This window comes from Spirosoma sp., assembly GCF_026391055.1.
GTDB lineage: Bacteria > Bacteroidota > Bacteroidia > Cytophagales > Spirosomataceae > Spirosoma.
This window is the reverse complement of the sequence record NZ_JAPLET010000022.1, coordinates 13,260-39,326: the sequence shown is the minus strand read 5'-3', so window position 1 is coordinate 39,326 and position 26,067 is coordinate 13,260. Positions and strand designations below refer to the sequence as shown.

The 26,067-nt window shown below is 50.6% G+C and carries 13 protein-coding genes; 11 read left to right on the top strand and 2 right to left on the bottom strand.

The genetic code is table 11. The features are described from left to right. Positions 1-408 precede the first annotated feature (408 nt). The 3 genes from NT073_RS15305 (at position 409) to NT073_RS15295 (ending at position 6,059) form a co-directional block, all read left to right on the top strand. On the top strand, positions 409-3,003 hold the full coding sequence (locus NT073_RS15305) for a TonB-dependent receptor (protein WP_297375104.1): 2,595 nt from the start codon (positions 409-411) through the stop codon (positions 3,001-3,003). A gap of 309 nt (positions 3,004-3,312) precedes the next feature. After that, positions 3,313-5,049 (top strand): APC family permease, encoded by a 1,737-nt coding sequence (locus NT073_RS15300; RefSeq protein WP_297375102.1) that lies wholly within the window; start codon positions 3,313-3,315, stop codon positions 5,047-5,049. A 275-nt stretch (positions 5,050-5,324) separates the two neighbouring features. Continuing rightward, positions 5,325-6,059, top strand: a complete 735-nt coding sequence (locus NT073_RS15295) for a hypothetical protein (protein ID WP_297375100.1) — start codon at positions 5,325-5,327, stop codon at positions 6,057-6,059. Positions 6,060-6,287: 228 nt separating this feature from the next. On the opposite strand, the gene NT073_RS15290 is transcribed toward NT073_RS15295, so the two are convergent. Continuing rightward, positions 6,288-6,866 (bottom strand): TIGR00730 family Rossman fold protein, encoded by a 579-nt coding sequence (locus NT073_RS15290; protein ID WP_297375099.1) that lies wholly within the window; start codon positions 6,864-6,866, stop codon positions 6,288-6,290. Positions 6,867-7,339: 473 nt separating this feature from the next. Between NT073_RS15290 and NT073_RS15285 the strand changes: the two genes are divergently transcribed. The 8 genes from NT073_RS15285 (at position 7,340) to NT073_RS15250 (ending at position 24,303) form a co-directional block, all read left to right on the top strand. Further along, positions 7,340-7,921 carry a sigma-70 family RNA polymerase sigma factor gene (locus tag NT073_RS15285; protein WP_297375097.1) on the top strand — a complete coding sequence of 194 codons (582 nt, stop codon included), beginning with the start codon at positions 7,340-7,342 and terminating at the stop codon, positions 7,919-7,921. A 118-nt stretch (positions 7,922-8,039) separates the two neighbouring features. Further along, a complete protein-coding gene (locus NT073_RS15280; RefSeq protein ID WP_297375095.1) occupies positions 8,040-9,125 on the top strand; it encodes a FecR family protein in 1,086 nt (361 codons plus the stop codon). 221 nt (positions 9,126-9,346) lie between these two features. Beyond that, on the top strand, positions 9,347-12,892 hold the full coding sequence (locus NT073_RS15275; protein ID WP_297375093.1) for a SusC/RagA family TonB-linked outer membrane protein: 3,546 nt from the start codon (positions 9,347-9,349) through the stop codon (positions 12,890-12,892). A gap of 46 nt (positions 12,893-12,938) precedes the next feature. Continuing rightward, positions 12,939-14,771 (top strand): RagB/SusD family nutrient uptake outer membrane protein, encoded by a 1,833-nt coding sequence (locus tag NT073_RS15270; protein WP_297375091.1) that lies wholly within the window; start codon positions 12,939-12,941, stop codon positions 14,769-14,771. A 185-nt stretch (positions 14,772-14,956) separates the two neighbouring features. After that, positions 14,957-18,616, top strand: a complete 3,660-nt coding sequence (locus tag NT073_RS15265; RefSeq protein ID WP_297375090.1) for a carbohydrate-binding protein — start codon at positions 14,957-14,959, stop codon at positions 18,614-18,616. After that, positions 18,616-21,114, top strand: coding sequence for a heparinase II/III family protein (locus tag NT073_RS15260; protein ID WP_297375088.1), 2,499 nt, complete (start codon positions 18,616-18,618; stop codon positions 21,112-21,114). Before NT073_RS15265 ends, NT073_RS15260 begins: the two co-directional genes overlap by 1 nt. A gap of 58 nt (positions 21,115-21,172) precedes the next feature. Then, positions 21,173-23,086, top strand: coding sequence for a glycoside hydrolase family 97 protein (locus tag NT073_RS15255; protein WP_297375085.1), 1,914 nt, complete (start codon positions 21,173-21,175; stop codon positions 23,084-23,086). Between the two features lie 11 nt (positions 23,087-23,097). Continuing rightward, the gene (locus tag NT073_RS15250) at positions 23,098-24,303 is read left to right on the top strand and encodes a glycoside hydrolase family 88 protein (protein ID WP_297375083.1); all 1,206 of its coding nucleotides are present in this window, start codon (positions 23,098-23,100) and stop codon (positions 24,301-24,303) included. Positions 24,304-25,206: 903 nt separating this feature from the next. On the opposite strand, the gene NT073_RS15245 is transcribed toward NT073_RS15250, so the two are convergent. Next, positions 25,207-25,932, bottom strand: a complete 726-nt coding sequence (locus NT073_RS15245) for an NAD(P)-binding domain-containing protein (RefSeq protein ID WP_297375081.1) — start codon at positions 25,930-25,932, stop codon at positions 25,207-25,209. Positions 25,933-26,067 lie beyond the last annotated feature (135 nt).

Below are 26,067 nucleotides of genomic sequence, written 5' to 3'. Positions count from 1 at the left end.
TTCCAAACTAGATAACTGCCATCGGGCGGACGATTAGTCGCGAAGTTTACATCCAGACTGACAAGAACATCATCCACTTCAGTGGCTGAGATAGCCGTTCGTGGGGCTAACAACTCTGATCTTAAGGAAATTCTAAGGTTTTGTTAAGCTCTCTTTAAAACCCGTTCAGGAAATTTGTAGTCAATCCCGCTACGACAAAACCTGTTTATCACTACACCCCAAAACGGGCAACCCGTTTCTTCGCTAACCTACATACAGGTTATCTACACCTAAAAAAGTGTTTTCGGCCCGACGACCAGTCGGTTGCCTTTCAAGTTGTTTGAGTTGTCGATTTGAGCCGCATATGGCTGCTCAACCTGATAACACAAGCCGCTTCTTACCCTTTTCTGCTCCTCTAAATGCTGCCTTATGAAGTATACACACCTACTTTCGTTCGTTCTTGTCACCAACGTATTTCTTGACGAAGCTATGGCTCAACAGCCAACTCCTGCCGGGCAGGATGTTCTGCGCATGTTGGGTATGCAGCCCGACACGGTGGGCCAGGAAACGCCCGGAACTCCCTACCTAAATGCCCAAACGCCATCCGACAGTAGCGACAGCGACATAAATTCTGATGCTGCGATCGGTGCGTTGACGGGTCGGCTAACAGCCATGCAGAATGGAAAGGCCCAACCTGTTGAATTTGCCAGCATCGGGCTTTTTCGATCCAGTGATTCCAGCTCCGTTACGGGTGGCCTTACCGACGAGAAAGGAGTTTTTACCATCAACAACCTGGCTCCCGGTGCTTATTATGCCCTCGTTCAGAGCCTGGGTTATGCGCCCAGGCAACTTACGGGCATTCGCATCAGCGGGAATAATCCATCTATAAATCTGGGTACTGTTGTGCTGACCCAAACAGCAACGCAGTTGAACGAAGTGGTGGTGCAGGGGCAACGGCAGGCGTATGAGTATTCGCTCGATAAGAAAGTGGTGAACGTCGATCAACTGCCCATTGCCCAGGGCGGATCGGCCATTGATATTTTACAAAATGTTCCGTCTGTCACGGTCGATGTCGACGGAACCCTCAGTTTGCGCGGTAGCAGCAATGTCATTGTGCTGGTGGATGGGAAACCGTCCGGCCTGACGGGCCTCGACCGGCAGGCCGTGCTGGACCAGATTCCGGCCAGTAACATCGAACGGGTCGAAATTATTACGAATCCATCGTCCCGCTATGATGCCGATGGCGCATCGGGCATTATTAACATCATCCTGAAAAAAGAGCGGGCACCCGGTTTTAACGGAACCGTTCAGCTTAATGTCGGCACGCGGGATAAATACAATGCCTCCGTGAATCTGAACGCCCGGCTGAAAAAGCTCAACCTGTTCGGCAGTTATAACTTTCGGGATTTTCGTCGTTTTCAGTACCGTATTTCGGATCGTCAAAACCTCTTCACAGACTCAGTAAGCTATCTTTCCCAGCGCAATGATGCCGTTCGGCGGAGTGTGAATAACAACCTGAGGCTGGGTTTCGATTATGCGCTGACTTCCCGCGATAACCTCACCGTATCGGCCTTATACCGGCCCCGGTACAGCTACGACTCCGAATTCGAGACGTTCAACACCCAGAATGCCCGCCGGGAATCGCTGGGCCTGACCCGCCGGTCGACCGAAGAGCGGGAACCCCAAACCGGCCTTGATTATACCGCTGGCTACCGCCGGACGTTTGACAAAAAAGGGCGCGAACTAACCGTCGACGCGACTTTGTCGACCAACAGTGGAACGGAAAATCAACTCTTCACCAACACAACGACCTTGCCCGAGAATTTACTGACGCCCAATTTCCTGATCGGGCAGCAGCGGGCCAGCAATTACCAGAACAATCGCGTAGCGGTATTGCAAACTGACTTTGTGAACCCTCTTAAGAACAAGCAGCGAATGGAAACGGGGTTGAAGTACACCTACCGACGATTAGGGGCCAACTATGTGTTCGAAAACCTGCTCAGCGACAGTTGGGAGCTAAACCCCAACATCAGTAACAACTTCCTGTATAACGAGCACACCAGTGCCGCTTACGTCAATTTTGGTAATGAGCTGAAGAAGTTCAGCTACCAGGCCGGGCTCCGAACGGAATATACCAGCATCTTCACCGATCAGCGCACAACGGGCCAGCAAAGCAAACGGGATTATATCTATCTGTTTCCAAGCGCGTTTGTCAATTATAACCTGGCTAAAGAGCAAAAACTACAGCTCAATTATACCCGGCGCATCAACCGCCCATCGGTGCGTTCGCTCAACCCCTTTGTCGATCTGTCCGACCCGCTCAACATCCGCTTTGGAAACCCCCAGCTGAGTCCGGAATTAATTAATTCGATGGAGCTGAGCTATCTGTGGAATGGCAAGACGACCTCCGTCAACTCATCGCTGTTCTACCGGCAAACAAACAACGAGATTACCAGCTACCGCACGCTGCGCGAGGATGGCATTACCGAGCAAACGTCGCTTAACCTGAACCGGTCGCAGAACTACGGACTGGAAGTGGTAGCGAACCAGGACATTACCAACTGGTGGAAAGTCAATGGCACGTTCACCTTTTTTCAGCGGACCATTCAGGGCGGGGCCAACATACCGGGCGTGCTGACCCGAACCAACCGAAGCTGGACAAGCCGCGTCACCACCGATCTTCGACCCAGGCGCGGAACCGCCATTCAACTGGCGGTTAATTACCGTTCGCCGTTCATCGTTGCGCAGGGAACCATCCACAGCTTTTTCAATGTGGATATTGGGGTGAAACAGGATGTGCTGAAAGGCCGGGGAACGCTTAACTTCCGGGTGAGTGATATCTTCAACACCCTTCAGTTTCAGATCGACAGCTTCGGGCCAAATTTCCTGGCAAACACCGTCGGAAAACGCGAAAGCCGGATTGGTTTCATCGGGTTTAGTTATCGGTTAAGCCGGAAGATCGTTAAAGTGCGGGATAATGAAGAGCGGGAATCCGATTCGTCACCAGAGGAACGGGACTTTTAGCCGAGTATGGCCACCCCGTTATTTATTCTCCATTCGGCTGAGTATCTGCTGCATTTGGACAATCTCCCGTTCCTGGGCCTCAATAATTCCCTTTGATAAAAAACACCTGAATGATGTAGCTGTTCAGCTTATTTTCCCAACAGTTCACATCATCAACCTCTCATCCTGAAAGCCCTCGGACGTTGACGATAATCAGGTGTCTGGTATTACGCCCTACCGATAGGCAAACCCTTAAAGAGACTGGTTTTTAAGGAAATTTTAACTAGAGTGTGCTTCGTGTTGTTTACGAGGGAAAACACGGAGCCTTTAATGACTACGCACACAAAATTAGGTGAATTGCCAGCGTCGGCTATCTGCGGCAACGACATCAGTTCCTCCTGCCTGTACGTTTCGGCACTGAGCATTATGTATGCTGGCCAGTTCGCCTGGATTTCGTTATTAATGGTGGGCGGAACGCTGTTTTTATTTCGGAAAATCTATGGCGAAGTCGTAGGCGCATTACCCCTCAACGGGGGCGCTTACAACGTACTGCTCAATTCGGCCAACAAGTCGATGGCTTCACTCGCGGCCTGCCTGACCATCCTTTCGTACGTTGCTACCAGTGTTATTTCGGCCAATGAAGCCATTCATTATGCGTCGGCGTTCAATCATGGGTTGCCCATTATTTGGGGGACCATTAGCTTGTTACTTCTGTTCTTTTTGCTCAATCTGCTCGGTTTAAAAGAATCGTCGAAGGCCGCCATTGTCATTTTTATCATTCATCTGGCCACGTTGATCATCCTGTGTGCTGTATGTGGCTGGTATGTGTTAATGAATGGCATAGGGCATTTCACGGTTAATTTTGCGACCAAATCCGAGCATAGCCTTGCCTATCAGCTCTTTGCGGGCTTTGCAGCCGCCATGCTGGGCATTTCAGGATTCGAGAGTTCAGCCAATTACGTGGAAGAACAGGGACCGGGTATTTTCCCAAAAACCCTTCGCAACATGTGGGTTATCGTTACGGTTTTTAACCCACTGATTGCTATTCTGGCACTTGGGATCATGTCCATTGGCGACGTGAACGGCCACCAGGAATCCCTGCTTGCGTTTATGGGCGAGCGTGCGGGTGGCCAATGGCTGTCGTGGCTGGTTTCGGTAGATGCGGTGCTGGTCCTGAGTGGGGCCGTATTGACCTCGTTTGTGGGCGTTGGCGGGCTGATGAAACGCATGACCTTAGACCGGATTTTCCCTCAGTTTTTGTTGAAAGAAAACAGCCGGCAGGCACCGTATTATATACTGTTGGTATTTTTTGTTCTGTGCGTATCCGTTTTACTGAGCACGGGCGGCAACCTCCAGGCACTGGCGGGAGTCTATGCCATTTCGTTTCTGGCCGTTATGGGTTTATTTGGGATTGGCAACCTGCTGCTCAAGCTCCGACGAAAACGCCTACCCCGGCCCGAGCGGGCTACGACAGGCTCGGTTTTCCTGGCACTGATTGCCGTCGGAACGGCGCTGGTGGGGAACGTCATGCTAAACCCGCACTACGTGCTGGTATTTTTTGAATACTTCATTCCTACCTTTTTAATAGCCCTGATGATGATGGATCGTTCGCTGATATTAAGCGGATTGCTGTCGATTATTCTGTATTTCTTCAAGCCCCTGAAACAAAGCATCGAGCGGTTTACGGATTGGACCAACCAGACTATTAAGGAAATCAACGACCAGGAATTTGTTTTCTTTTCAAAAGGCGACGACATCGCATCACTCAACCGGGTTATGATCTACATTGAAGAAAATGAAGAAACAAATCGCCTGCGTATTGTAACCATCGAAAGTGAGCACTTTATAATACCCGAGAATTTACACCGGGACATTGAAACCCTCGACCGGGCCTATCCCGAAATTGACATTACCTATGAAATAATCAAGGGCGATTTTGGACCGGAACTCATTCAGGAGCTATCCGAAAAATGGCAGATTCCAACCAATTTCATGTTTATCGGCTCACCCAGCCAAAAGTTTGAATACCGCATCGAAGAACTTGGCGGAGTACGGCTCATCATCTAATTTTTCCTACCCGGACTGGCCCTAAACATAAACAGTATGCTACGGATAGTATTGGAGAGGTATTAAAGTAGAGCCTTCCCTTAAACGCCCGAATACTGAAGCATCTCATGAAGGTTTCACCGTCTCTGGCGGGGAGCGTTTGCTGAGAATAAATAACGTTTGATTAGCGTCTTAAAGAAATCAGCGATTGCCGTTGAAACGCGAACAAAACCACTTATGTAGTATGTATTACACAATACCTTGTAATGCAATAAAATTACCCTAAAAACAATAATATGCTGCACCAAATTGAGTCTCTTGAATCAACGACATTTTGGTTCCCTGGCCGTTGGATCGCAGGAGTTTCCATGATTATTGCCCCACTTCTCTTAATTCTTTCCCAACTGCTACTCATCCAATTTGAGTTCTTCTTTCCCCAACAACTCAAAGCTTTTGACCAACTGCCAACTCTAGTCACCACTGCTTATAGTCTTTTTCTGGCTGGTAATATCCTCTTGTGGCCAGCCATAGTCACCGTAGCCAACTTAGTTGGGCAAAGACAACCGGCCTGGGCATGCTGGGGAGGGACGTTGGTGATGTTGGGCTTATTCGCTCGTAGCTTCCACTACGGCATCAATCATCTAGCCTTTCAATTAGTGAAGGTGCAAAATCTGCCACTGGCTATCAAGGCCGTTGCCGACTCGTATGGCGCTTTCCACATCGTTTCCAGCTTGTCAGCGGCCATCATGTTTGGCTGGGTAATCCTAGCGGTTGGCACGTATCGCTCTGGCGTGCTAAGTCTAGTTGGCTCAATTGGTTTAGGTCTGATGTCGGCTTTGATGCTAGGCGTACTCAAAGGGACTTCTTTTGTATCTATCTTGGCCACAACAGGTCTTTGCATTGCTCTATTACCCCTTGGCAAGCGCGTATTAATGAGTGGCGCCTTACCTAGCCTTCGAATGATAGTAAGTTGGTCATTATTGATTCTAGGCTTAGCCACATTTATGTACTTTTTTGGACAAGCAGGCTAATGTAAATGGGTATGCATATCCTAGCGTTCTCTTACATCGCCGAAATTACGGACACCTCAATCGACAATTTGCCCTGTTATGTCCCCGGATCCATTCTCACTATTGAATCGTCTCTTTTAAGGCCCCATTTAAGGAGCAGATGCATAATACGGCGTCCTCCAGAGGGCAGGGGCCAATTCATGAACGTTTCCTTGTCTCAGCTGGAAGCATTTACCGAGATGAATAGCCTTACTTATTAGTCGCAAAATCAATCGCACTTTTATCCCAGGCAGCGGCTGTCATCAGCGCATCAATGACATCTTTGGGCTGGTCCACAAATGACCACATTTCCAAATGTTTCTCATGCATGAAGTTTTCATGAACGCACCGCTCTAACATTTCCCGTAGCGGATCATAAAATCCTTTGGTGTTAAGAATAACGATAGGTTTAGTAAACTGGCCTAACCGCTTTAGGGTGATTGCTTCTAATAGCTCTTCCAATGTTCCGCTTCCCCCGGGTAAGGTCACAAGTCCATCGATTCCTTCCAGGAATCTAGCTTTCCGCTCGTGCATGGTCTCTGTAAACTCAAAGTCAGTGACGTCTTTGTGCGCCCATTCTACTTCGTTCATGAAGCGGGGCATAATGCCTTTAATCTTACCACCCTGTAACAAGATGGTATCGGCGAGTTTTCCCATCAAACCAACAGCCCCACCGCCATAAACAACCTCTACGTTAGCCTTAACAAATTCCAGGGCTAACTTTTCAGTTGCCTCAAAATAGTCGCTATGTACTTTAGCACTAGAGGCACAGTATACGCATATTCTCATACCTCTTCGAATTTTGGCAACTTTTGTGTAATCATTTATAAGTAAGCCAAAGTACGAACTTCAGGTCAAATAGTATCTCTGTAAATGTCCGATTTGGGTGGAAGCCTGCATGATATTTTTTTCGTCTCGCTTCCACACGAGACGGATATTTTTTTAATCTGTCAAACACCATCAGTTGCATACGAACGGTCAACAATTGCCAGGACGAGTCAACCCAGCTACTGTTCAAAAAAACGGCCGAACAAAATCAGGGTAAGACACTTTGTGATTCAAGTTGTGCTATTTGTCCAGTTATTGTGTACCATTTTAATGCCTTACGCGATCTTTTTTACCTTTCGTTACGTAAACAACTTATCCCGGCAGACGAACAATGTCGTTTCACATACCAGCGAAATAGAACCATTGCCCTTTTTTTTGGGCTTTATTCGGGTTGGGGGGTATATTTGTGTACCCTCAAATGGACTGTTTTTTTCGTGACCGAGCAGGATACAACACTCTGGCAACTATTTCGGGAAGGTGATCGGCAAGCCTTTGAGGCATTGTTGCGTGCTTACTACAGGCCCCTGTTCGACTATGGTTCTAAATTCCTGAACGACCGGGAGTTGCTGAAAGACTGTGTTCATGACCTGTTTGTCAGTTTATGGGAACGTCGGGCGTTTTTAGGCCCGGTTGTCAACCTGCGGGTTTACCTATTTACGGCCCTCCGAAACCGCATTTTTCAGCAGTATCAGAAAAATACCATTTTTGTCAACCTCCCGGACGAATGGGAAGACAATCAATCCGCTTCCGGTAATTATATTGAGAACCGCATCATTGAGGACGAAACTGACGCAGCAACACGCGCTCACCTGCATAAAACAATCAGTCGATTATCACAGCGCCAACAGGAGGTTATTCATTTGAAGTTTTTCGAAAATCTTACCAACGAACAAATCGCGCTCGTGCTGAATATCTCCCGGCCAGCCGCCACCAATCTACTTTCTCTGGCCCTCAAATCAGTTCGTGAACAATGGGGGCCGCTGTTTCTCTTTTTGTATTTCTTTACACATTTGTAGTAATCTCCTCATAGTTAATCAGTTAAATATATAATGAAAAAAAAGATGATTTTTTTTCATTATAATCTGATGCGTTTCTTATCCTCCTTATAGAAGCCTCTTGAAATGGTGTTCTATCATGAAGCAATATAAGGATTATGAGGTCGAAAATTTCCTGGCTGACGACGACTTCGTGCAGTGGGTTCGTAATGGCTCCCCCGCTAACGGTTCGATCTGGCAGGATCTTTTAACAGCTTACCCGGAAAAGAAAGCTGATCTTGACGAGGCTCGTACGTTTATTCTGCATATTCAGTCTAACTCCTCCCTATCGGATACGGAACTGACCCGGGAGGTCAACCGAATATTATCGAGTACGTCGCCGGCCATAGAAACACCCGTTCGTCGCCTGAACAGTCGATCGGTGTGGTGGCAGGCGGCCGCTGCGATTTTGCTGCTTATTGGTATTGGCTGGAGCCTCTGGCAATACTGGCCTGCCACACCAGCCTACGCGTATGAACAGGTAGTTAAATCGTCGGATTTACCCCTGACGGAAGTGGCCAGCACCCAGGGCGAATCCCGTGTCGTGACGTTACCCGACGGAAGCCGGATTACATTGACCGGGCAAAGTCGGTTGAGTTATGCCCGTGATATGGACAAACGATCCGTGCGGGAGGTATTTCTGACGGGAGAAGCTTTCTTTGACGTAACCAAAAATCCAAAACGTCCCTTTCTTGTCTATGCCGACGGGCTGGTCACTCGTGTTGTTGGAACAAGCTTTACGATTCGAACGGGTGGTAGGGAGGTTTCGGTGGTCGTTCGTACCGGCCGGGTGGCTGTTTACCCGATGGCGCCAACCGACGAGTCCGTAAAGCTGACTGAAAAACTGATGCTGTCACCGAACCAGAAAGCCACCTACCTGACCGAGGCCAACCAACTCACACGTACCATCACCGACCAGCCCCTGGTAGTGCCCACGGAATCAGACCAAAAGGCTGTTTCATTTGAGTTCGAGAATACGCCCATTGCCGATGTGTTTGCCCGGCTGGAAAAAGCGTATGGTTTGTCGATTGTTTACGATAAATCCGCCCTAAAAAACTGTCAGTTGACGGTGCCGATGAGCGACGAACCTTTTTTCACTAAACTGGATATAATCTGCCGAACCATTGGCGCCAGCTATAAAGTAGATGGTACACAGGTTGTGATTACCGGTGCCGGTTGTGATTAATGAGTATGTTTTTAACGCCTAAACCCCAATGCTGCCGATGAAGTAACGAATCGTCTGCCTACAAAAAAAGTCGCCGGGCTATCGAAATGGACATGCTTGGACCCATGTTCATTTCTACCCCGCGACTGTTGTACTTCCCTCTATGTCTTGGCAAACACTGCTCCTTTTGAAGGAGCCAGGGAGGGCTTTGTTTTCTTACAATTAAAAACAGTTGGTAAATTATGAAAAAAACGATTACCAAACGCAAACTAATTGCGGTACTCATGAAAACCAGTTTGTCTCTGATGCTTATTGTTCTGGTGGCCAGCATGACGTTTGGCCGGGACGGATTTGCACAGGATGTTCTCAATCGCACGGTGTCGGTTGAGGCAGAACAGCGAGATCTAAAGCTCATACTCAGTCAACTGGAAAAAACGGCCAAAGTACGTTTCTCCTACGTACCATCGCTCGTTCGCGATCGTAAAGTGAGTCTTCTGGCTCGGAACCTGCCGCTGGAGGAGGTGTTGACCCGATTGCTCCGGCCCCTGCATATTCAGTATGCGCTATCCGGAGGGTACATCATCCTGAACCGGGAACCCAATACGCCAGTTACCCCTCAATCTGCCGTTTCAGCGGCTTCGTCAACGGATATGGCTTCGGCTGAAACCGCCAAACCAGAAGACGAAACCATTTCGGGGAAAGTGACGGACGAAAAAGGGCAGGGCTTACCGGGGGTCAGTGTCGTTATGAAAGGAACGGCTCGCGGCACAACAACCGACATTGATGGCAATTATAGACTGGTCGTTCCGGCTAAAGGCACTATAGTTGTTTTTTCGTTCGTCGGCTACGCCCCCCAGGAAATAACGGTGGGTACCCAGAGCGTCATTGCCGTCTCGCTCCAGCCCGATACCAAAGCACTCAACGAAGTCGTCGTCGTTGGGTTTGGTGAACAGAAAAAAGCAACCGTAACGGGGGCTATCGCCCAGGTGGGCGAAGAAGTATTCAAAGACAGGCCTGTTGCCAACACCGCTGTTGCCTTACAAGGGCAGGTACCCGGCTTGCTCATTCAGCGGACGTCAGCACGTCCGGGCAACGAAGGGCTGAATATTCGCCTGCGGGGCGAGTCGTCCGTGACGGGTGTAGAGCCGCTCATCATCATCGACGGGGTTCCTTCGGTGGTCGGGTCGCTGGAGTTGAACACCATTAACCCAAACGACATTGAGTCGGTCGTTGCCCTGAAAGATGCGTCGGCGGCTATCTACGGTGCCCGGGCTCAGGGAGGTGTCCTGCTCATTACCACCAAACGGGGAAAAGGAGGCAGGATGCAGGTAAGTCTCAACAGCAATTTCCGACTCAATACCATCGGCATCACTGTTCCCTGGGCGAACATGTCGCAATGGGCGCAGCAGTACCTGGTCGCTTCCACGCAGGACAAGGTCGATGCCAGTGGCAACCCGGTGGAGTGGTTTCCGCAGTGGACAAAGGAGAACCTGCAAAAAATGGCTACGGGTCAGGCGTTCGACTATACCAACCCCTCCACTGGTCTGGTTTCGCACTATGCGGATAATAACTGGCAGAACGCACTCTATGGACCGGCCTGGTCAAATCAGCAGAATCTGAACATACGGGGTTCGTCGGATAAAACGGCTTACCTCTTCTCCGTGGGTTTTTCGGATAATCGCTCCCTGCTGAAGACGGCCTATGACGGAGAAAAGAAATACAATTTACGCTTCAACTATGACTACACCATTTCCAAACGTATCAAGCTGGAAACGGGTATGTCGTACGACAACCGGACCGTGCAAAGCCCCCGATTTGGTCTGAGTGGCAGTAATACCGGCTTTTTCGATGCGCCAGTTTTCCCGGCTTATAACCTCAATGGTGATTATTACGATGATTATGGGTATCGGAACCCGGTGGCGTTTACGCAAAGTGGCGGTACCTCAAAGAACAATGAAGCGATCATGCGGCTCAATGCCCGTTTAGGCGTTGAACTGATCACGGGCCTGAAACTGACGGCTAACGCTGCCGTAACGAAACGCGACAACTGGGCAACGCTCTATAGCCAGCGCTTTAACTTTTATTCCTGGACGGGCGACCGGATCACGAGTACCCAGAATACCCAGCAGGGCATTACGGAAACGATCAACAATACGTTGTACCAGAATTACGGAGTACAACTTGATTATGTCAAAACCATTGCCCGCGATCATGATATCTCGTTCATGGTGGCCAATACAGCCGAACTAAATGACACCAAAGGCGTGAACGCAGGCCGGGCTAACCTGGATTATGCGGGCCTGTTTACGCTCAACACCGCTTCGCCCAACACGGTTAGCGGGGGCGTTACGACCAATACCCAAACCAACAGTGGAACCGCCAGCCATTGGGGCCTTGTGTCTTATATCAGCCGGTTCAATTATAGCTTCCGCCAGAAATATCTGTTCGAAGCCCTGGGGCGTCGGGATGGCTCCTCCCGCTTCGACATGAACAACCGCTGGGCCAATTTCTATGGTCTGTCGGCGGGCTGGCGTTTGTCGGAAGAAGGATTCGTGAAGAATCTGAACCTGTTCAACAACCTGAAACTACGGGCCAGCTACGGCGAAACTGGCGGACAGGCCAGCCTGGGCAACTACGACTATGTGTCGACCATCGGTATTGGTTCGGCGCTTTTTGGGGCTACCCCCTCGCTCCAGACCAGCGCCTTCCTTTCGGCCATCACGACCGATCAGCGCTCATGGGAGCGGATGGTCAACAAGGATATTGGTCTGGACTTTGCCCTGCTAAACAACCGGCTCAGCGGCAGCATCGACGTATTTGAAAAGAAAAATGTAGGGATGCTCATCGGCATTACCTACCCATCCATTCTGGGCGGTACGGCTCCTACGACCAACAGCGGTACGCTGCGCACACGGGGTTGGGAAGTTGCCATCAACTGGAAGTCGAACGTAGGGCGGGTAAACTACAATGTGGGGCTTCAGCTTAGCGATAACACCAACAATGTTGTTTCGTACCAAGGCAAAGACAGCTGGGCGGCCGGTAAGTTTTCACCACGTCAGGGCTATCCGCTCAATGCCCTGTTTGTGTATAAAACCGATGGCTATTTTACCAATAAGGATGACGTAGCGGCTTATTACGCTACATACGGCGGCAAGGGCAATCTATCCTCCATGACCGGCGCCACAACGACGCTTCGGCCCGGCGACCTGAAAGTGGTCGATCTGGACGGCGACGGGCAGATTACGGCAACGGGTACGGGCCTGCCCGGCAGTGGCGATGTGTATTACTACGGCGATGCTAACCCGCACTACAGCTTTGGGGTCAATCTGGGCGCGCAGTGGAAAGGGTTCGACTTCTCGGCCTTTGTGCAGGGCGTGGGTCAGTGGTATATTCTGCGGGGAGGAAACGCCCGGGCACCGTTCTTTCGGAATTACGTGAACGTGAATACCAGCTACATTGGTAAAACCTGGACGCCGGAAAACACCGACGCGCAATATCCCCGGATGTCGTTCGATGCCACCCGCAACAACTGGAACTGGCAGTTCAACGACGTGAATATCCAGAACTTACGCTACGCCCGGCTGAAGTCGTTGATCATCGGCTATACTGTACCGCAGCAGTTCACGTCGAAAATCAAAACCGACCGTATCCGGGTGTATTTCTCGGGCAATGACCTCTTCGAACTGACTTCTGTGAAGGACGGCTTCGACCCCGAACGTGGAGAAAGTTCCGACAGTACCTATCCATTCTTCCGAACCTGGTCGTTTGGCATCGATCTTTCTTTCTAACGGAGCTTTTCCAATATCTCGTAAACCGACTTAATCCGCTTGTCGCATGAAAGCAACTAACTATATATCATTCGTTGGCGTTGGCCTTGTTCTGCTGCTGACAGCCTGCGAAAAGAAATTCCTGGATCTAGATCCCCTGGATCAGCCAACCGAGGCTGTGTTTTTCCAAACGCCCGATCAGTTCAAAGCAGCCGCGAATGATTTCTACAATAAAATGATTGGCTTCAGGCCCGTTAACAGCAGCAGTATATACGATTTCATGGATATTGGTTCTGACTTGACCACGGGAACGTCGTCAGCCGGGCAAGGCACCAATGGCCTCAACCAGAGCGATATCTATTGGAACAATCCCTATACTTACATTCGGGCCAATAACATTCTGCTCAAAAAGGTAAAAGGCTATCAGGGGTCGTATGCCAGTATCCGGCAATATGCCGCTGCCGCTTATTTTTTCCGCGCCTGGCATCATTTCTTTCTCCTCCAGCGCTACGGAGGAGTCCCGATCGATACGATTGTAGCCGATGTCAATAGCCCACTCTTGAATGCTCCCCGCAATAATCGGTATGAGGTTTCAAAACAAATTCTGACCGACCTGGATAGCGCCATTGCCGGGTTACCTGCCGAAGCCAAAATTGCGTCAGGAGATAAAGGGCAGGTCAGCCAGCAGGCGGCCAAAGCCTTTAAAGCACGCGTACTGCTCTATGAAGGTACGTGGGAGAAATATGTGAAGGAAACGACCGATTTTGCGGCCGGACAGGGTAAGGGGAATAATACCACCGCCTATCTTACAGAAGCCGCTGCCCTGGCGTCGCAGGTGATGAGTTCGTCGGACTATCAATTGTTCAACGGGGTTGACAGCCTGAGTACCTATTACCTCTACGTTCTGGAAGACGCGGCTTCGAATCCCAAAGGCCTGAATAAATCCGCCAATAAGGAATTCATTCTGTCCAGTAAGTACGATTATTCGCTGCTGCAGGGAAATGCCAACCTGACGCATACGGTGGGTGGATTGGGCCCCAGCCGGAAAATGATGGACATGTACCTCTGTAAAGACGGCCTTCCCTATAGCGTGTCTCCGCTGGCGAAAGGTTATGCGGCTATGACCGACGAATTCCAGAATCGCGACTGGCGGTTGCGGAGTCTGGTCAATATCCCGAGTTACAAATACTGGGGGTTCGGTACGGCATCGGGTGCCGATTACACCAAAGCGAATTATTTTAACCTGACAAACTTCCCCTCCATCATTGCGACCTACTACCCGAATTTATCGACCAGTGCTACGCTGGGAGGGTATTCGAACCGGAAGTTTTCGTCCGAGCACCCTGTCCGGGCCGATTACCAGGAATCGTACGATTACCCGCAGATACGCTTGGCCGAAGTATACTTAATTTACGCCGAAGCCAAGTGTGAGCTGGGGAATGGCACCATTTCGGATACGGACTTGGATCTGTCGATCAATAAGATTCGGGCCAGAGCGGGTGTTGCCCGACTCACAAATGCCCTGATCGCTCCTTATCCGAGTCTGACGATGCTGGGCGAGATTCGCCGGGAACGGGCGCTGGAGTTGTTTATGGAGAACTCCCGGTTCAATGACCTCAAACGCTGGGCTATTGCCGAACAGGAACTAAATCAGCCCATCGAAGGTGCCGTGATTTCCTATCAGGGTAAGCCTACGGAACTGGCAACGTTCGTGAACCCGGCTTCCAAGATCGCCATTTATAAGGCCAGTGTATACCCGTTTGGCGTCGATCCGGCCAATGGCGCCCTGATCATTGATCCAGTTAGCAACCGCAAGTTCGCCCGCAAAAACTATTTATATCCCCTCCCCATCGACCAGTTGAACCTGAACCGGAATCTGGTCCAGAACCCGGGCTGGTAAAGAATTAAATCACCTTATCTACTAAAGTCGGTCTGCGGAAGAGTCTATTTTCTGCCGGAAGGGAATTCTTTGCCCAAATTTCACCAGGCTGACCTGACCTTATCGGGCTAACAACACGTCAGTATGCATGAATATCACCCATGCATACTGACTTCAGATCCCAGACAAACTCAACCCTTGTAGCTATGAAAAACTACGGTTTTTATTTACTCTTTGTATTAGTGCTACTAACCAATTATAGTGTAGCACAATCGTTTACGCATCCCGGAATCCTGCATGATGAATCCGATTTTGAGCGTATCAAAGCTAAAATTGGAGCCAATCAGGAACCTTGGATTAGTGCTTACAACACGTTTAAAGCGGACGGGGCTTCATCAAAAAATTACGTTCGCCGTGGCCCGGCCGACAGTGTACAGCGGGATAAAAATGGGTTGAGAAATTATACCATATTCATCCGCGATGCCAGTGCCGCCTATCAGAATGCCATTATGTGGAAGCTTACCGGCGATCCGGCTCATGCGGAAAAAGCCATTGAGCTCATGAACGCCTGGTCATCTACGCTAAAAGTTATGTATGGCTCAGACATTCAGCTTGGCGCCGGTCAAGTTGGCTTTCGTTGGGTGAACGCGGCTGAGATTATCCGATACACCTACAGCGGATGGGCCCAGACCGATATCGCCCGCTTTGAAACCATGTTGAAAACGATCTTTGTCCCTTTAATTGATGAGGATGCCGATGCCAACTGGGGAGGAGGATGCCTGAAAGCGATGATGGGCATCGGTATTTTTTGCAACGATTCGGCCATTTACAACTTTGCTGTCAATGGGTTTTACAATTTCCCCTGTAGCGGCCTAACGAAGATCATTGCTCCATCCGGCCAGAATTCGGAAAGCGGTCGCGATCAGATTCACGCTCAGGTCAACATTGGTCATCTGGCAGAGGTTGCCTGGACGGCGCAACACCAGGGACTCGACTTATTTGGTGCTTCCGATAACCGAATTCTGAGTGGCTTTGAGTACACCGCCAAGTATCTGCTAGGATACGATGATGTCCCCTGGGATGCGAGTGTTCACCGCTGTACGATGGGCCCCTGGAGCAAAATCACGGCAACAAACCGGTCGACGCCGGAGCTCCTGCCGATGTACGAAATGGTCTATAATTATTATACCAAACGAAAAGGAATACCCGCTCCTTTCACGGCCATGGCGGCTGCCCAAACCCGAATTGAAACAAAAGGTGCCGTGAATTACGATGGCGAACATTTGATCGGGTGGGGTACACTGATGTATTCTCTTGAGTCACCAACGACGTTAACCAGTCAAACGATCTCATTCCCTCCACTCTCCCGAAAACGTTTTGGCGATGCTGATTTCGATCCGGGTGCTACGGCTTCGTCGGGGCTACCGGTTGTCTATAGCAGTGCAGATCCGTCCGTAGCCACCATTGTCAATAACAAAATACACATTGTCTCGGCAGGAACCGTTGTAATTACGGCCTATCAGACTGGAAATGGAACATACGCCATAGCCCCGAAAGCAAGCCAGACCCTATCACTGGTATTTAATCCATACGAAACGGTTCAGGCAGAAGATTTTACGATTCAGTCTGGCATAATTGCCCAGTCTACCAACGACACAGGGGGTGGCGGGGCTATCACGTCTTCAGGTAACGGTAGCTGGTCGGCTTATACGGGTGCCAAATTAGGGAACAGTGGCGCAACGATTTTTTACATACGGTATGCGACCGCGGCTCCTGATGCTTCCCTGCGTATTCGCCTGGATGGGGCCAATGGCCCATTGATCGGTAAGATGGCCTTGCCCGCAACGGGGGGCAGTGACAGCTGGAGAACCGATTCCTGCGCCCTGAACGGCCCGATTGGGGTTCACGACATCTACCTGTACCTCAATGGCTCGCCAAGGGTCAACTGGTTTAAGCTTGATTCAGTGAAAATACTGCCTCCTACTGCGACGCTGCCTGTCAACCGGCTGGAAGCCGAAGATTACTCGGTCATGAACGCGATAACGGCTGGAGGAACGGAGGCCGACGGGCTGACAAGGAGTATCGGAAATGTTAAATCCGGAAGCTGGGTTTGTTTTAAAAACATAGACCTGCGCGGCTTATATAAGTTTGAAGCCCGAGCCGCCAGCAATAGTAGTGCAGGCAGTACAATCTCGAAAAACATCGAAGTTCGCCTGGATGGGGTAAATGGTCCGCTGGTGGCTACCCTGGTCGTTCCCAAAACGGGCGGCTGGGCAAATTACACACTGGTCAATGCCAATGTGAGTAACCTCAGTGGTGTGCATACCCTCTATTTTAAGTTTACCGCTACCGGGGGCAGCTACACCAGTTTTCTGTTTAATGTTGACTGGTTTCAGCTGTACTACAACACGCAGACTATTGCCTTTGCTCCCCTACCGATAAAAAAGGCAGGCGATTCGGATTTTGATCCGGCTGCCACCACCACCTCCAATCTGGTGATCAGCTATGCGAGTTCGAATACAACGGTAGCAACTATTATTGATGGCAAGGTGCATGCGTTGACCCCCGGAGTTAGCGTCATTACCGCTTCTCAGCCAGGCAATGAGGTGTATGCCGCGGCCGTACCGGTAAGTCAAACCCTAACGGTAACCTCTCCCCTACAGATTCAGTATCAGAATGGCGATAATGGCCAATTAACCAATAACACCATCAAGCCAAACCTGATGCTGGTCAACCAGGGAGCAACGCCGGTACCCTATTCTGAATTAACGATACGGTATTGGTTGACCGCCGAAAACTACGCCGGGATCAACACCTGGGTCGATTATGCGGCATTGGGAACCAGCAAAGTTAGGATGGCCTACGTGGCCCTGGAGCAACCTCGTCAGGGCGCCTACGGGTATGTTGAATACAGTTTCGACGCTTCGGCGGGCAATCTGGAGGCAGTAAGCAATTCGGGTAGTATCCAGTCGCGTCTGGCCAATACCAATTGGAATAATTTCAACGAAGCCGATGACTACTCGTATACCGCTTCGGCGAGCTATGTTACCACCGATCGGATTACGCTTTACCGAAATGGGGTACTCTGGTGGGGGAACGAACCAGCAACGGTAGCACCATCGATGAAGTTAAGCCTGTATTCTGAGAATAAAAACACCAATACAACGTCGAATACCATCAGTACTTTTCTCAAAATCAATAATGACGGAAATGTTCCTCTCACCTATAAGGACTTATCCGTTCGCTACTGGTTTACGGCGGATGGAACGCAATCACTGAATTACTGGATCGATTACGCGCAAGTAGGGAGCGCAAATCTGACGGGCCAGTTTGTTCGGTCGCAGGGACGAACAAATGCGGATGCCTATTTCGAGCTAAAAATGAAACCAGTTCTCGGATTATTGCAGCCCGGCAGTAGTACCGGCAACATTCAATATCGAATTACCAAAGCCGACTGGTCGTCGTTTACCGAAACGAATGACTACTCCTGGACGGCATCGGCCCCTTTTGCGTTGAACCCGCATATTACGGTCTATTATAAAGGCCAGCTAATCAGTGGTGTTGAGCCTGTCGAGGTGTCTGCTGCGGGTCGTTTAGCCGCTCAATCGACCGAAAGTCCACTTCAGGTTACCGTGCTGGGTAATCCGGTGCTGGGCGATAAAGCAGAGGTAGAAATACGCGGGGCCGCCGGGCAGGAGCTATACCTGGACATGGCCGACGCGCAGGGACGGCTGTTAGTACACCATCATGTCCAGCAAGCCGCAAGTACCGAACGGCAGTCGGTTGCACTGCCGCACCAGGGGGTTTATTTACTTCGGATCAGCACGTTACAGGGTGATAAAATAATCAAGCTGATAAAACCCTAATGGCTGTGCAGGCCCCGGCTCACCATCTGAAAAATGATAATCGACGGCAACCAGAGGAAGCCCGGAAACTGGCCGAACAAACCAAACGAACTCAAAAAAACGCTTACCATTCGTTTTCTATGAACTATTCGGCTAAACAGTTGAAGCCAGTACTACTGTTTTTTCTCTCGCTTTGCTGGCAGACTTCTCTATGGGGGCAGGCCAGCAAAGCACACCCTTACCTCTTCTATACTCCCCAGCGCACGGAGCGTCTGAAAGAACGTATGAAGACTGACACGCTGCTGGCTGGTCACTGGGAAGCTATCCGTCAACGTTGCAACAACTGGCTGGCAGAGCCGAAAGGCGGTAACATGGAACAACTGGCTTTTGCCTACACCATGACCGACGACAAGCGCTATGCCGACCGGGCCGGTTTGCTGCTTAAGGCACTGGTGGAGCGGGGGGCGTGGGATGGTATGGACGACCGCAGTCCGCGCTGGAATGCCGGTCTGGGCACCAGCCATACCAACTGGACGGCGTCTGTTACCTACGATGCGATCTACAAGGCACTAACCAAAGACGAACGTAAAGCGATTGCGGCCAGAATTGTTACACTTGGTATCGAGCCATCCGTATCCGACTGGCTCTCGAAAGATAAGCGGATCCAGTCGCTCAACAATATGGGGCATAACTGGTGGGCCGCTATCGTTTTTGAAGCGGGAGTAGCGTCACTGGCGGTCATGAACGAGGTGCCGGAGGCCAGGAAATGGGCCGCCGATATAATGCAGGACAGCCGTCAGTGGTTTGCCTTTGCGGGTAGTGTACTAGAAAACAAACCGTCGAATTTCGACCCGGCCGGTGGCTTTTACGAGAGCGTCAGCTATGCAAACTATGGCGTATCGGAATACCTGTTGTTTAGGCTGGCGTACACGAATGCGGTCGGGAAAGTTGACATGCCCTACGACAAATTGCTGCAAAAAACGGTCGACTGGTTCATCAACGCATCCTATCCACGCGCCGACAGTAAGTCGCTCATGTCCCTGAATTTTGGTGACAGCAACGATTTTGCCAATGGCGACCGGCCGGCCAAGCTGCTCATTGAGCTGGGACTGGGAAAAGACGATTACTACTGGTACCTGAAGCACACGGCCCGCAATGCATTTCGGGAAGATCTGGGTATCAGCACGCCAATGGGTCTCTTGTATGATCCTGAGCACAAACCCGCTCCCGCCACGCCGTCTCTGCCCACATCGGCCCTGTATGAATCGATGGGTTGGGGAATGCTGCGCGATTCGTGGAAACCGGACGCTACGTTGCTGGGCGTAAAATGCGGATTTACCTGGAACCACGCCCATGCCGATGCGGGCTCGTTTGTCCTTTACCATAAAGGCGAGAACCTGCTCATCGATGGGGGCGACGTGGGCTATGGCAATCCGGAATACAGCAGCTATTTCGTGACGAGCCGGGCGCACAATGTGCTCATGTTCAACGGAGCAGCACAGGATACGCGCGACCAGTACAGCGCCGTGAAGAATCCAGGGCAGTTGTACAACCTCATCGATGGCGGCACGCTGAAGTATATATTGGCCGATGCTACTGGTCCAACGGCCCGCAACTTCCTGCGCAACTACCGCAATTTCCTCTGGATTGGCAATGTCATTCTGATCATCGACGATGTAAAAACCTACGAGATCGGCAGCTTCGATTACCTGTTGCATTATGCCGATAAAGCCGTTAAACGCGGCCCTGACTTCGAGATTACCAAAGACAGTGCCGCTATTCTTTTTCGGCCCTTATATCCTGAAATGCTGCCGTTAGGTTATCCGCATGACTTACCCGAAAAGATGAAGTTCCGGACGGAATACGGCCTGAAAGACCGGACAACCAACGTTCAGATTCCCTACTACGTCTTATCGCCACCGGAGAAAACCGACCGGACCAAATTTGTTAACGCCATTGTGCTGTTGGACGAAACGAACCAGCGCGTGCAGACGGCAACGGGTTCGTCGGGAGCCAGCGGGGCCGTCGGGCGGAGTAATTTGCCCGTTATTGAAACGTTTGAAGGGACAAATTACATCGGTGTGCGCATCACCCAGAACGGACAGGTGACGGAGGTTTTCATGAATCTGCTGGCCGATGGCCGATTAATGCATCGCAACGCCAACGCGGTAATCAACGGCTGGGAAACTGACGCATATATAGCTGCCGTTTCGTTTCCCGTTGGTGCCGACCGTCAGGACCTCACCAAATTATCGTCGGTCTTTATCGGCAACGGGAGCTACCTGCGCCGAAACGGGAAGCCACTGGTAAGTTCACTCTCGAAAGTTTTTTTGTATGCGGCCAAAACGTCGGACCCGCGCACGGGTAATCAACTGGATGTGCAGCTACAGGGCCAGCCGCTGATCGAGGCATCGCTGGGGTTCGGCAAGGTGAACAAGCTGATAGTCAACCACAAAACGGTTTTTCCGCGCTATGACTCCGATCAGCTGCTGCAAGTTGAGGTCAATGAAACGAAGTGAGCGGCCCCACACAAACCCCCCAAAGAGTCGTCTTTACTAACCGCTTACCTGCCTAATTATGTCACGGGTTTATCTTCTTATTTTCTATTTTTTGCTGGCGCAGATCGCGCGTAGCCAGCCTGCAGAACACCGACTTCAATCGCCGGATGGTAAGCTGGAAATCGTATTTACCCAAACAGAAATAAGCCCCGGCAAACGGCAGATGACCTACCGGGTCGATTACCAGAAAACGCCGGTCATTCTCGAATCGGGTCTGGGTATTCAGATCGACAACCATGTGTTCGAGCACGCGATGGCGCATAAAGTCACCACCCCACCCGGTACGCTGGGTGTAAACTGGTGCGATAATCTGGTCATCAGAAACGTTGTCCGAGCGGCAAAAGACACCACCTGGAAACCGGTCTACGGCGAACGCAGCCTGATTCGGGATCACTATAACCAGCTTGAGATTCAGCTCCAGAAAGAAGACAGCCCTGACTACGACCTACACCTGCGTTTCCGGGCCTACAATGAAGGGGTTGCCTTCCAGTATTTCTTTCCCGAACACCCCAAAGGCTTGTATTATCGGGTGGTTGCCGAGAACAGCGAGTTTACCTTGCCCGCCGATACGAAAGCCTGGTATACCGCATGGGCTCAGGGAGCATATCAGGCCCTGCCCCTGGACGGCGGTCCGTCGCACAGGTGGCCCGAAACAGCCGAACGGCCACTGACGCTGTCGTTGCCCAATGGCTTGTATGCCTCGCTGGCCGAAGCCGGGTTGACCGACTATGCAATGACTAAATTCAGGCTCTCGACCGACAAGCCGAACACCCTTGTCACGGCGATGTACGAGAGTGCTGATCTGATGTCGGATGTGGGTACGCCCTGGCGGGTGGTGATGGTGGCCGAACGACCAGGTAAACTGCTGGAAAACAACGATATTCTGTTGAATTTGAACCCACCGGCAACGGTCACCAACACCGACTGGATCAAACCCGGAAAGTTGATGCGGGTATTGACCCTGACAACCGAAGGGGCCCTGTCGTGCATCGACTTTGCGGCTGCGCATAACCTGCAATACATTCTGTTCGACTGGAAATGGTACGGCCCGGCCTTTACGTTCAACTCCGACGCCCGGCAGGTTGTGGCGCCCATCGACATGCCAAAGGTCATTGCGTATGGCAACACAAAAAATGTGGGCGTGATCCTGTACGTGAATCTGCAGGCACTCTACAAACAGATGGATGAGATTTTTCCACTCTATAAAAAATGGGGAGTTAAAGGCGTCAAGTTCGGCTTTGTTGAGGTTGGTTCGCACCGCTGGATGACTTGGCTAACGGAAGCCAAACGCAAGGCGCTGGAAAACAACCTGATGGTCAATATTCACGACGAGTACCGCCCTACCGGCACGAGCCGCACTTATCCGAACGTGATGACGCAGGAAGGCATTCGCGGCAATGAAGAGTTTCCCGATGCCACGCACAACACCATTCTGCCCTTTACGCGCTACCTGGCCGGAGCTGGCGATTATACCATCTGCTACTACGACAAGCGGCTGAAAAATACCCACGCGCATCAACTGGCCATGAACGTCATTTCGTACAGCCCCCTGCAATCGGTGTTCTGGTACGACAAACCGGCGCAGTATGGGGGCGAACCCGAAATCGAGTTTTTCGACAAGGTGCCCACCGTTTGGGATGATACTAAAGTGATCCATGATGCCATCGGCGAATACGTGACCATTGCCCGTCGGAGTGGTACCGATTGGTTTGTCGGCACGATCACCAACAATGAGGGCCGCCTGGTGAAACTACCCCTGAATTTTCTGTCCAGCGGCAAAACCTATATGGCGCACATCTATTCTGATGATCTGACGATACCGACCAAAACGCAGGTTCGTGTAACGACCAAAAAGGTTAAAGCCGGTCAGTCGCTGGAGATGAATCTATTACCACGGGGAGGTCAGGCCATTTGGCTCACGCCCACAAACTAATCAAATATCGTATGAACGTAACACGAGTATCTATACTGGCGATTCTGCTGCTGGCGTTTGTGCCAAGAGAAGCGTTTAACGTGAAGGCGCAACTGGATTATTGCGTCGGTCAGGTAACCCGAACTGCCGCTTTTATTCCTGCCGCACCACCAAACCTGCCCCGTAACATACTGAACGGCAAAACGGCCTGGAATTATGTTGGCTATAAAGACTGGACAAGCGGCTTCTGGCCCGGTACATTATGGTATGTGTACGAATATACAAAAGACCCGAAATGGAAAGCCAAAGCCGATCTATTTACGCGCGAGCTGACGCCACTTGCCTATCAGAAAGCCATCGACCACGACCTGGGTTTCCAGATGTATTGCAGCTTTGGAAACGGCTTACGGCTGACCCACAATCCGGCGTACAAAAAAATCCTGCTGGCTGCAGCCGACACATTGGCTACCCTGTTCAACCCCAACGTCGGTACGATTCTGTCGTGGCCACGACCTGTACCCAACATGGAATGGCCGCAGCACAACACCATCATGGACAACATGATCAACCTGGAACTGTTGTTCTGGGCGTCGAAAAATGGGGGCGATAAACGGCTTTACGACATCGCCGTGTCGCACGCTACGACAACCATGAACAACCATTTTCGACCGGATCACACCTCGTATCATGCCGTTGTTTACGACCGGAAAACCGGCAAAAAGGTCAAAGGCGTTACACATCAGGGGTATGCCGACAACTCCATGTGGGCCAGAGGGCAAAGCTGGGCCATTTATGGCTTCACGATGACCTACCGCGAAACCAAAGACCCAAAATTTCTTGATTTTGCCCAAAAGGTGTCAGATGTCTATCTGGAACGCCTGCCAGCCGATCTGATTCCCTACTGGGATTTCAGTGCACCTGACATACCCAACGCCCCTAAAGATGCATCAGCTGCCGCAGTTACCGCTTCTGCTTTACTGGAGCTGTCAGTATTCGTGAAGGACAAAACCAAAGCGGCCCTGTATCGAGCCAAAGCCGAACAGATGCTGGAAACCTTATCGTCGGCCAACTATCAGAGCCGTCAGCTCAACAATGCTTTTTTGCTGCATAGTACGGGTCATAAACCGAACAACAGCGAGGTCGACGCATCAATCAACTACGCTGATTATTACTACATCGAAGCACTGCTGCGGTTGAAGAAACTACAAGCCGGAAAATCGATTCAATCTATACGTTGATTAATATCTTCTAAAGTGGCCAGACCCGGCACGGTTCACCGGTTGGCATTTAGTCGTCTCTTGTGGTCAGCGGCTCACATTAAACCTCTAGAAGTTAAGGCGCTAGAGTAAGATTACGAAAAGGGCTCCCTGAGTGATTCCCCTTGAAATAGTACCCCTTCCCGAACGGCATCCGCTTATTTATCTAACCCGCAGGACTCCTCGAAAAGGAACACATGTTGGCAGAAGTCCCGGCAGGCAAAATCCTTATCCTATTTATTCATTACTGCCGGGCATCTATCAAATAAGGTTTGAAACTTCTCGTCATAATTACACTTTCTGAGCAGGACTACTTTGCTTTCGTTCGAACGTAAAACGACATGTCCATGCCACCCGTGAACGGAATAATGGCAACGCCAACACCAAGTGTCTTAGAAGCAAACGGACACGGGCTCTGCAAAGTCGCTTCACCGATATCCTGAGACAGGTTGACTACCAAACGGCGTCAGGTGATCCGTTGGGCAGAGCTTTGCGGTTTAAGGCGGTTAATTAGTTAGCACTGTTCCCCACTAAAGGCGTAAGTTAGTTGCTACGGTTTGTGAGCCTAATTTCATGCCATATTGGTAGCGACAGAGATAGAGAGTGAAAAGTATAAAATCCTAGAAAACTGAGGGCTTGGCAAGCTCTCAGTTTATACCAGTGAATGCTCATTTGTCTCATGTGGGAGAGCATTATTTGAAACGGGTGTTTTTAATAACTGTCCAACGTCATCAGTAGCATAGGCAGAGTGGGAAACTGGATTTTCATTACCTTTACCATTGACTGTACTCAAAAATTCTATTATTAGAAAGCCGCCCCAGTAATAACTGTGTGCGGCTTTCTGTGAAAGTCTATTGTTTTAAGGGAAACGGGTTTGATCGTTGGCTATTTCAGTTGGATGCCCTGCGCTTCCATCTGCTTTTCCAGTGCAGCGTGGTTGGCCAAAAATTGCGCGTGTTGCTGTTTCGTACGCTCTGTACCTAGACTATCTAATTGTTGTCGTAGCTCACTGGCGGGTAGATCGGCTGCATAGCAGGGTGTGCCAGGCTGTTGCCGCCATGATTCATGCAGATGGCCATTATCCACCGCATCAAAGCCCAGTTCCTCCACCAGGGCCATTACTTTTTTCTTGGCTATAGGGTCATCGCCAGCCACCGGCAGACCGATACGGCCGGGTGCACCAACGGGCTGTCCCAATTTTTCAAGGTGGTCAGCTAAGATGTTGTTGAACACCTTGATGACAGGCCGGCCAAGGTGTTGCTTTACCCATTCGCTTTCAGTTAGCTCACCCTGCTCCAGTTCGGCGATGTGTCCATCCCGCAAGAGGGGATAGTAGTTGCTGGTATCAATGACGGGCACTTCAGCGGGTACACCCTCGAATAAGTCTTTGGGTAGATCGGGAATATTTTTCAGAGGAATGGTCACCACGATGATTTCGCCGTAGTGAGCCGCTTCCTGGGAGGTAACGGGAGTAGCACCGGTTTTTTCGGCCACATCACCCAACGTTTCAGGGCCACGGGAGTTAGCAATTGCCACTGAATGGCCGAGGCCCGTGAGCCGAACGGCAAGGGCACTGCCGATGAAGCCGGCGCCAATGATTCCTATTTTCATTATTGGTCCTAGTAACGAGTTATAAGTCTGAGCTTGCCTAGCTCTGGATTTTAACTCTCCAGCAAGCGTATTGTTTATCAACACTTACTTAGGAGCTACCGTCGACTTTGCAGGCACACTTGATATTCGCCAAAT